Here is an 8,320-nt window from a genome sequence, read left to right on the forward strand (position 1 = left end):
TGGATACCCTGCCGACCATGAACGGTGAGCGGGATCTCGGGACGTTGCTGCGGGCGATGCGGCCGGAGCTCAACCCCGGGCGCTACGTCTTCACCACCGTGCGGGGCGGCCCGCCCGCCGGGGTCACGCCTGTCGTCACCGTGGCGGAACCGGAAGGGCTCACGCTGGTGGCGCGGGCGGAGGAGGCCGACGCGGCAGGGCTCGGCTACGACTACGTGGCGGGGTGGATCACGCTGCGGGTGCATTCCGCGCTGGAGGCGGTCGGCCTGACGGCGGCCGTCGCCGGGGAGCTCGCCGCCGCCGGTGTGAGCTGCAATGTCGTCGCCGGTTACTACCACGATCACCTGTTCGTCCCGTACGAGCGTGCGGACGAGGCGGTCGCCCTCCTGCTGGATCTCGCGCGGCGATCCGCCTGACCGTCCTTGCCTCTTGGCGTGGCATGCTCGTCTGCGTATACTCGTGTACGAGTAATCGGATGCGAGGTGATCGGTGATGGCGAAGCGGCGCAAGGTGGCGAACCTGATGGGGCTGGCGATCCTTTCCGCGGTGGCGCAGCGGCCCATGCATCCCTACGAGATGGCCCAGACCCTGCGTGGCTGGGGCAAGGACCACGACATGGGGGTCAAGTGGGGCTCCCTCTACACGGTCGTGGGCAACCTGGCCAAGCACGGCCTGATCGAGGAGGCCGAGAGCGCGCGCCAGGGCCGCCGCCCGGAGCGGACCGTCTACCGGATCACGGAGGCGGGCAGGCGGGAGATGGCCGACTGGACGCGGGAACTGCTCAGCGTGCCGCACACGGAGTTCCCGAGGTTCCGGGCCGGCCTGTCGGTCATGACGGTGCTCACCCCGGATGAGGTGATCGACCTGCTGGGGGAGCGGCTCGCGGCGCTCGACACCGAGATCGGCGCCCTGCGCGGGCGATACGAGCGTGACATCGCGGACGTGCCGCGCCTGTTCCTCATCGAGTCGGAGTACGACCTGGCCGTCCTGGAGGCCGAAGCCACCTGGGTCCGCACCCTGCTCGACGAGCTGACCGAGGAAACCTTCCCCGGCCTGCCCGAATGGCGGACCTTCCACCAGACCGGAGAGTTGCCCGCCGAACTGCGAGAACTCGCGGAGAAGAACATCAAGAACAGCTAGCCCTGGTGGCGGTGCTGCAACACCGCCACCAGGAAACCTTCGAACCGGACATGCGGATGGCCCGAAGATGGCAGTCACGAGAATAACGGCTCCTCCGATGCGCCGGTTCGACCAGACAACCGGCAATCAGGAGAGACATGAAGAACGTCGCGATCATCGGCGGCGGCATCGCCGGCCCGGTCACCGCGCTCGCACTGCGCAGGGCCGGCATCGAGGCCACCGTCTACGAGGCCTACCCGGCCACCGCCGACGGCATCGGCGGCACCCTGGCGCTGGCCCCCAACGGCATGGCGGCACTGGAGATCGTCGGCGCGGCAGCGGCGGTCAAGGCGGTCGGGCAGCCCAGCTCACGAATGGTCATGACGGTCGCCACCGGAAAACGCCTGGAACTCCCCAGCGTGTCCGGCGCCGGCCCGCTGTACGTGGTCCGCCGCGCCGACCTCTACCGCGCCCTGCACGACGAGGCGGCCAACCAAGGCATCAAGTTCGAGTACGGCAAACGCCTCATCGACGTCCACCAGACGACGGCACGCTTCGACGACGGCACCCGGATCGAGGCCGACGTCATCGTCGGCGCCGACGGCGTGCACTCCACCGTCCGGCGGCTCATCGACCCGGCCGCGCCGGGCCCCAACTGGACCGGCATGCTCGGCCTGGAAGGGCTCTCCCGCCACGAGGTGCCGGAAAGCCCGGAGACGATGGTCTTCGCCTTCGGCAGGCGGGCCTACTACCTCTACTGGCCGGCGGCCGGTGGCGGCACCACGTGGGGCGCCAACCTTCCCTACCCCCGGCCGCTGACCCTCACCGAGGCCCGCGCGGTGCCCGCCGAGGAGTGGCTGCGCATCCTCCGCGACACCTACGGCGACGACACGCCGGGCGGCGCCCTGATCCGTCACACGCCGGTGGAGTCCCTCCAGGTGACGGGCGCGCTCTACATCATGCCCAGCGTCCCGCACTGGCACCGGGACCGGATGGTCCTGGTCGGCGACGCCGCCCACGCCCCCTCCAACAGCTCGGGCCAGGGTGCCTCGCTCGCCATCGAGAGCGCCGTCCAGCTGGCCCGCTGCCTCCGCGACATCGACGACCTGCCCCAGGCGTTCGTCACGTACGAACGACTCCGCCGCGACCGCGTGGAAAGGGTCGCCGCACGCGCCGCGAAACTGAACCACGCCAAGACCCCCGGCCCGATCGCGCAGCGGGTGATGCCCCTCCTGATGCCCCTCATGGTGAAAACCGTCATGAACCCGGAGAAGACCACCGCCCACGAACAGCGTTACCGCATCCCGTGGGACACCCCCGTGTCCCGGGACCACCAGGCGGCCTGATTCGGCCTGGGCGTAGCCGAGAACCAGGGTGCTGCCACGGGCGGCATGGAAGTCAGCAGGCGCAGCGGTCGGCGGCTGTCGCGGAACAGCCGCTTGCCGCTCTCCAGCACCGCGATGGTGCCCTCTGTGGGCTCCTGGAGCTCGTCAGCAGTCTCCGATCCGTTCTATCCAAGTCGCTTGTAGAGGAAGCTGCCGTCGCCGAGAGTGCCGCTGGGGCCGATCGCGTAGCCGGGGACGACGCCGTAGCGGGTCCAGCCGTCACGCAGGTAGAGGCTTTCGGCGACGCTGCCGGTCTGGGTGTCCAGGAGCAGGAGGGTACGGCCGTCGTCGTCGGCGGCCCGTTCGGCGGTGGCGAGAAGCGCGCGGGCCAGCCCCTGCCCCCTGGCCTTCCGGTGCACGACGAGTTTGAGGATCTCGGCGCGGTGGCGTCCGTTGGCCCGGCCCTCCAGGGCGAGGCTGACCGTGCCGGTCACGCCGGAGGAGTCCTCGGAGACCCAGACCACGAGGCGGCCCTCGCCGACGGCCGTAGCCTGGGCCTCCCACCAGGCGGCGGCCGTGGCATGGTCGCACGGCGCGAGAAATCCGATCGAGGCGCCATCGGCGACGGCGTCCACGAAGAGCTCGGCCAGATCTTTCACAGCACCGGGAAAGCGCTCCGAGGTCAACCGCGTGATCATGTCCCCGATGATATATGCCAGGTTTGAGCCATTTGTCGGGTCCGCAATTCCGCTGCCCAATGACCGGAAAAATCGCGCGCCACATGACGTATCCGTGCGCATTACACTGCCCTTTGCGAACGGGGATTTCCGGCGTTCGGCCGCGGGTCATTGGAGGCAGGGATGCAGCTCAAGGTTGGTCTGGTCGCCGGGCCGGAAGCTGATCCGCAGGAGATCGCCGACCTTGGCCGGGAACTGCGGAAACGGTTGCTGGAATGGGACGCCGACGAAGTCGAGCCGGAACGGCGACCGGCACCGGAAGGCTCCAAGGCGGTGGACGCGGCGACCTGGGAAACCCTGCTGGTCACCTTCGCCGCCTCGGGCGGGGTGCTCACCACGATCATCGCCGGGATCAACGCCTGGGTGGCCAGGCGGCAGACGTCCACCTCGGTGACCATCGAGATCAACGGCAACTCGCTGACCCTGCCCACCGCCACGGAGGAGGAGCGGCGCGAGCTGATCCAGGCGTTCGTGAAGAGCCTGGAAGAACCCGACCGTGAGTAGGTACGCCCTGCTGGTGGGCGCGGACACCTTCGACGACCCCGGATTACGCCGGCTGTACGCGCCGAGCACCGACATCCTTGAGCTGTCGGAGGTGCTCGGGGCTCCCGACATCGGCGGGTTCGAGGTCCAGGCCATCGTCAACCAGTCGCACAGCAAGGTCATCCGGCAGATTCACGCGTTCTTCTCCCGGCGCCGACGGGACGACCTCCTGCTGCTCTATTTCAGCGGTCACGGCCTGGAGGACCACAACGGCAACCTTTTCTTCGCCATGCCGGACACGGAGCTGGAATACCTGGAGTCGACGGCGGTCGCGGCCCAGGCCGTCCATTCCTTTATGAACGCGACGGCGGCGCGGACCAAAATCGTGCTGCTCGACTGCTGCAACAGCGGGTCCTTTCCCCGGGGCATGACCGCCAAGGCGGGCGGCTCGATGCACACCGTGCAGCGGCTCGGCGGCCACGGGCGAGTGATCATCACCGCCTCCGACGCGATGCAGTACGCCTTCGAGGGCGACGACCTCACCGGCCGGGGCGTGCGCTCGATCTTCACCAGGGTGATGGTGGAGGGGCTGGAGACCGGGCGGGCGGACCTGGACGGCGACGGCGAGATCGACATCGACGAGCTGTACTCCTACATCCACGACCGGATCGTGGCCGAGAACCCCGCCCAGGTCCCTCGCAAGTGGGCACTGGGCGTCAAAGGGAAAGTCGTCGTCGCCCGCAGCCGCCCCCAGGGTGATTCGCTGCCCATCGAGCTGGTCCAGGCGCTGCTCAGCTCCTTCGCCCGCATCCGCCGCAGCGCCATCGAGGAGGTCGGCCGCCTCCTGGAGTCGGGGGAGACCCGCCTGTACGACGCCGCCGTGGCCGCCCTCCAGCAGGCCGCCCTGGACACCGACTCCAACGTGTCGGCGGCGGCGGCCAAACTCCTTCAGGCCCGGACGAACCCGGTCACCGGCGACACGTTACCGACCCGGATGGACACGTTGCCGATCCGGATGGAGGCGAACCTGCTGGGCCTCCGGTACGCCGCGCGTTCGGACATCGGGATGCTGGCCGAGCGGAACGAGGACTCGGCCTACGCCAGCGGCCGCCTGCTCGCGGTCGCCGACGGCGGAGGGCATGGGGGCGACACGGCCAGCGCGGCGGCCATCGCCGCGATCGCCCGCCTGGGCGGCCAGGGGATCGGCAGGGGGGACCTGCTCGGCGAGATCGAGACCGCGGCCCGCGACGCGAACGACCGGTTGCGCCTGCTCGCCCGAGGCAGCCGCCTGGGCATGTCCACCACGCTCACCGCCCTCGCCTGGAGCGGCGGCACGTTCGCCCTGGTGCACATCGGAAACTCCCGCGCCTACCTGCTCCGCGACCAGGAGCTGTACCAGATCACCCACGACCACACACTGGTGCAGGAACTGCTGGACGACGGGCGCATCACCAATGAGAGGGCGGCCTCCCACCCGCAGCGCGGCGTGCTCCTCCGCGCCCTCACCGGGGACAGCGAGATCGACGTCGACCTCTCCCTCCGCGAGGCCCGGGTCGGCGACCGCTACCTGCTCAGCACATCCGGCCTGCACGGAGTGGTAAGCGCTGAGATCCTGCACCACGCGCTGACCACGATCGAGGACCCGGACGAGGTGGTCGGCTACCTGATCGATTTCGCCAAGCGGCGCGGCGGCGGCCCCGAGAACATCACCTGCGTGGTGGCCGACGTCGTGGTCCTCAGCCACCCGGACTTCCACGAAAGACCCCCTCGAGTCATCGGCGCCGCCGGGTTGAACGCCCAACTCCAGCGGCGCAGGCAGGCCCCCTGGTAGTCCCATTTCCCGATATTTCCGCGACGGCAGCCGAATTTCCGGCGTCGGGCGAAATTTCGTTGTTTGCGAAAGGGGGCAAAGTCAGGTATTGCCTGTCCGATGTGGACTTCGGTTGGGATTCGCGATCTCATGATCCCGTTCCGTCATTAAGGCATGGGAGAGTCGCGTGCATATTGCACGAAAAATCGGGAAAATTGCGTTGGTGTTTGTGGCGGTGGGGGGTTCCACGGTCGCCGACATCGGACCGGCTCAAGCCACCGAACGCCCAATTCTTCGCCTGTCGCGCTTTCTCGGCGAACAACGACTACCGCACAAAATGCAGGTCGCCGGCACCACCCTGGGTGGCCTGTCCGGAATCGACCGAGATCCGCGTACCGGAACGTGGTATTTCATCTCCGATGACCGAGGGCGCTACCAGCCGGCGCGCTTCTACACCGGCCGCATGGACTTCAACTCCACCACCGGTGCGTTCACCGGACTGCACGTGGACGGTGTCACCGTCCTCCGTCGCCCGAACGGCACGCCGTACCCGTCCTACGGCCAGCCGGGAGCGGTCGACCCCGAAGCGATCAGATACGACCGGTGGACGCAACGGTTGCTCTGGGCCCAGGAGGGGGACCGGCCGGACACCGCCCATCCGAACATCCCGGTCTCCGAGATGTCCGTGCGCTGGTCCGCGCCCGACGGCCGCCACCTCGGCGGCCTGCACATCCCGCGCAACCTCCAGCTGACCACCACCCAGAACGGCCCCCGCCGCAACTTCGGCTTCGAGGGACTGACCTTCACCCCGCGCAGGATCGCCGCCATCCTCGAAGGCCCCCGGTACGAGGACGGCGAACCCCCGACGATCAACCACGGCGCCGCCACCCGGATCACGGTCTGGAACCGGAAGGGCCGCCCCCTCGCCCAGTACGCCTACCAGCTCGACGCCCTGCCCGCATCGCCCATCCCGCCGACCGGACGCTCCGACAGCGGCGTCACGGAGATCCTCGCCATCAACAACAACCGTTTCCTGGCCCTGGAACGCTCCTGGATCGAGGGCCTGAACTACCGCGTCAGGCTGTACGAGATCAACCTCCGCAAGGCCACCAACGTGCTGGAGCTGGAGAGCCTGTCGGCGGGCAAGCCGTACCGGCCGGTCGCCAAGCGGCTGATCCACGACTTCGGCTCCCAGCCCCAGAACCTGGAGAGCATGGCCTGGGGCCCGCGCCTGCGCGACGGCGAGTGCACGCTGGTGGTCGGCTCGGACGACAACTTCGACGAGCGAGAGATCACCCGTTTCATGGCGTACGCGGTGAGCCGTTGCCCGATCCGGCGCTGATCCGGGAGTGCGGGCAGGCCGTTTCTGGCGGCCTGCCCGTCAGGAGATGGTCACCCCGACCAGCAGGCCGATGCCGTACGTGACGGCGGCGGAGAGCGCGCCGAGCAGGAGCTGTCTGCCGCCGCCGAACCAGATCGGGCGGGCGGTGAGCCGGGCGACCAGGCCGCCCGTGGTGGCGAGCATGACGGCGGTGAGGATCAGCGTGGGCACGATGCTGGTGGCCCCGAGCAGGAAGGGGAGGATCGGGATCAGCGCGCCGACGGCGAAGGCGACGAAGGAGGAGGCGGCGGCCGTCCAGGGGGAGGGCAGGTCGTCGGGGTCGACGCCGAGTTCCTCCCGGACGTGCACCCGCCAGGCGACCTCAGGCCGACTGTGCAGCTCGCGGGCCACCTCGGCGGCCAGTTCCGGCCGCAGGCCCTTGGCCTCGTAGGTGAGGGTGAGCTCGCGGATCTCCTCCTCCGGGTTCCGTTCGATCTCGCGGCGCTCGACGGCGATCTCGGCGCGCATGAGCTCGGTCTGGGAGGAGACCGAGGTGTACTCCCCGGTGGCCATCGAACATGCCCCCGCGACCAGTCCGGCGAATCCGGCCAGCAGCACGGCGGACCCCGTTCCGCCACCGCCGATGATCCCCGTGACCAGCGCGAAGTTCGAAACGAGCCCGTCCATCACCCCAAAGGTGGCGGGACGAAGCCAGCCACCGGTCACATCACGGTGCGAATGATGAATTTCCGGCCTTGCGTGAGTGAGGGGGGTCATCGCTCAATCCCATCAAATTAGGTTAGGGTAACATAAGTTCCGATGTATCATCTGTTACTCCACAAATATACAAGCCAATGCCATTTCCGGATATTCCGGAATCGACGATCCCCTTGTTGCCGTGCGCGGCGACCTGTCCACGGTGCTCGGCGAGGTCCGGCGGCTGGTGCACGATCTTCGGCCGCCCGCGCTCGACCAGTTCGGCCTGGCGGGTGCGCTTCGCCAGGCCGCCGAGCGGTTCAGCGACGGAGCCCTGGCGATCACGGTCACCGTCACCGGCGATCTTGGTGCGCTTCCGGCGGCGGTCGAGGTCGCGGCGTACCGGATGGCCTCCGAGGCGCTGCTGAACGTGGTCAGGCACGCGGGGGCCGGGCGGTGCGGCCTGCGGCTGAGCCTCGGCGTGGACGTGCTGGAGGTGGAGGTCGCCGACGACGGCGCGGGCGTCCCGTCCGGGGCGCTGGTGGGCGTCGGGGTGCTCGGCATGCGGGAGCGGGCCGAGGAACTGGGCGGGCACTGCTCGGTCAGCTCTCGCGCGGCGGGCGGGACCCGGGTGTACGCCGTCCTGCCCCTCCGGGCCACGCACGCGGAACCGGTTCTCACGGCTCAGAAAGGCCCATCCTTCCCGGCGGAGCCGCATCTGACCGAAGGCCATACAGGGCTGGGGAGTGGGAGTTCCACGGCAACCATCCGTACCGGCGGAAGCCGGGCCCGGGGGATTCTGGTTGCCGCGGAACTCCCACCCACCCGC

9 protein-coding genes are annotated in these 8,320 nt (G+C 69.1%); 7 read left to right on the plus strand and 2 right to left on the minus strand.

All coding sequences use genetic code 11. From position 1 onward, the window contains the following. Nucleotides 1-17 precede the first annotated feature (17 nt). The 3 genes from KIP79_RS30255 (at nucleotide 18) to KIP79_RS30265 (ending at nucleotide 2,465) form a co-directional block, all read left to right on the plus strand. Nucleotides 18-416 (plus strand): ACT domain-containing protein, encoded by a 399-nt coding sequence (locus KIP79_RS30255; protein WP_214108360.1) that lies wholly within the window; start codon nucleotides 18-20, stop codon nucleotides 414-416. A gap of 76 nt (nucleotides 417-492) precedes the next feature. After that, on the plus strand, nucleotides 493-1,140 hold the full coding sequence (locus KIP79_RS30260) for a PadR family transcriptional regulator (RefSeq protein WP_214108361.1): 648 nt from the start codon (nucleotides 493-495) through the stop codon (nucleotides 1,138-1,140). A gap of 137 nt (nucleotides 1,141-1,277) precedes the next feature. Then, nucleotides 1,278-2,465 carry an FAD-dependent oxidoreductase gene (locus tag KIP79_RS30265; protein WP_214108362.1) on the plus strand — a complete coding sequence of 396 codons (1,188 nt, stop codon included), beginning with the start codon at nucleotides 1,278-1,280 and terminating at the stop codon, nucleotides 2,463-2,465. Between the two features lie 164 nt (nucleotides 2,466-2,629). Here KIP79_RS30265 and KIP79_RS30270 read toward each other — a convergent pair whose 3' ends face one another. Further along, entirely contained in the window at nucleotides 2,630-3,142 is a 513-nt protein-coding gene (locus tag KIP79_RS30270) for a GNAT family N-acetyltransferase (protein ID WP_214108363.1), read from the minus strand. 162 nt (nucleotides 3,143-3,304) lie between these two features. Here KIP79_RS30270 and KIP79_RS30275 point away from each other — a divergent pair, with 162 nt between their 5' ends. From KIP79_RS30275 to KIP79_RS30285, 3 genes are all read left to right on the plus strand, one after another. Further along, a complete protein-coding gene (locus KIP79_RS30275; protein WP_214108364.1) occupies nucleotides 3,305-3,685 on the plus strand; it encodes an effector-associated constant component EACC1 in 381 nt (126 codons plus the stop codon). Beyond that, on the plus strand, nucleotides 3,678-5,495 hold the full coding sequence (locus KIP79_RS30280; RefSeq protein WP_214108365.1) for a caspase, EACC1-associated type: 1,818 nt from the start codon (nucleotides 3,678-3,680) through the stop codon (nucleotides 5,493-5,495). Before KIP79_RS30275 ends, KIP79_RS30280 begins: the two co-directional genes overlap by 8 nt. A gap of 202 nt (nucleotides 5,496-5,697) precedes the next feature. Beyond that, the gene (locus tag KIP79_RS30285; protein WP_308169965.1) at nucleotides 5,698-6,816 is read left to right on the plus strand and encodes an esterase-like activity of phytase family protein; all 1,119 of its coding nucleotides are present in this window, start codon (nucleotides 5,698-5,700) and stop codon (nucleotides 6,814-6,816) included. A gap of 39 nt (nucleotides 6,817-6,855) precedes the next feature. Here the strand turns inward: KIP79_RS30285 and KIP79_RS30290 are convergent, their stop codons facing one another. Beyond that, complete coding sequence (locus KIP79_RS30290) at nucleotides 6,856-7,572, minus strand: VIT1/CCC1 transporter family protein (protein WP_214108366.1); 717 nt, start codon at nucleotides 7,570-7,572, stop codon at nucleotides 6,856-6,858. A gap of 121 nt (nucleotides 7,573-7,693) precedes the next feature. Here KIP79_RS30290 and KIP79_RS30295 point away from each other — a divergent pair. Continuing rightward, a partial coding sequence (locus KIP79_RS30295; RefSeq protein WP_308169966.1) for a sensor histidine kinase occupies nucleotides 7,694-8,320 on the plus strand: 627 nt, incomplete at its 3' end.

Source organism: Acrocarpospora catenulata (assembly GCF_018476525.1).
Lineage (GTDB): Bacteria > Actinomycetota > Actinomycetes > Streptosporangiales > Streptosporangiaceae > Acrocarpospora > Acrocarpospora catenulata.

Bases quoted from the DNA above. Each gene is read 5' to 3' on its own strand.
- KIP79_RS30270 (WP_214108363.1), bottom strand. From the start codon at position 3,142: ATGATCACGCGGTTGACCTCGGAGCGCTTTCCCGGTGCTGTGAAAGAT.
- KIP79_RS30290 (WP_214108366.1), bottom strand. From the start codon at position 7,572: ATGACCCCCCTCACTCACGCAAGGCCGGAAATTCATCATTCGCACCGT.
- KIP79_RS30275 (WP_214108364.1), top strand. From the start codon at position 3,305: ATGCAGCTCAAGGTTGGTCTGGTCGCCGGGCCGGAAGCTGATCCGCAG.
- KIP79_RS30265 (WP_214108362.1), top strand. From the start codon at position 1,278: ATGAAGAACGTCGCGATCATCGGCGGCGGCATCGCCGGCCCGGTCACC.
- KIP79_RS30260 (WP_214108361.1), top strand. From the start codon at position 493: ATGGCGAAGCGGCGCAAGGTGGCGAACCTGATGGGGCTGGCGATCCTT.
- KIP79_RS30255 (WP_214108360.1), top strand. From the start codon at position 18: ATGAACGGTGAGCGGGATCTCGGGACGTTGCTGCGGGCGATGCGGCCG.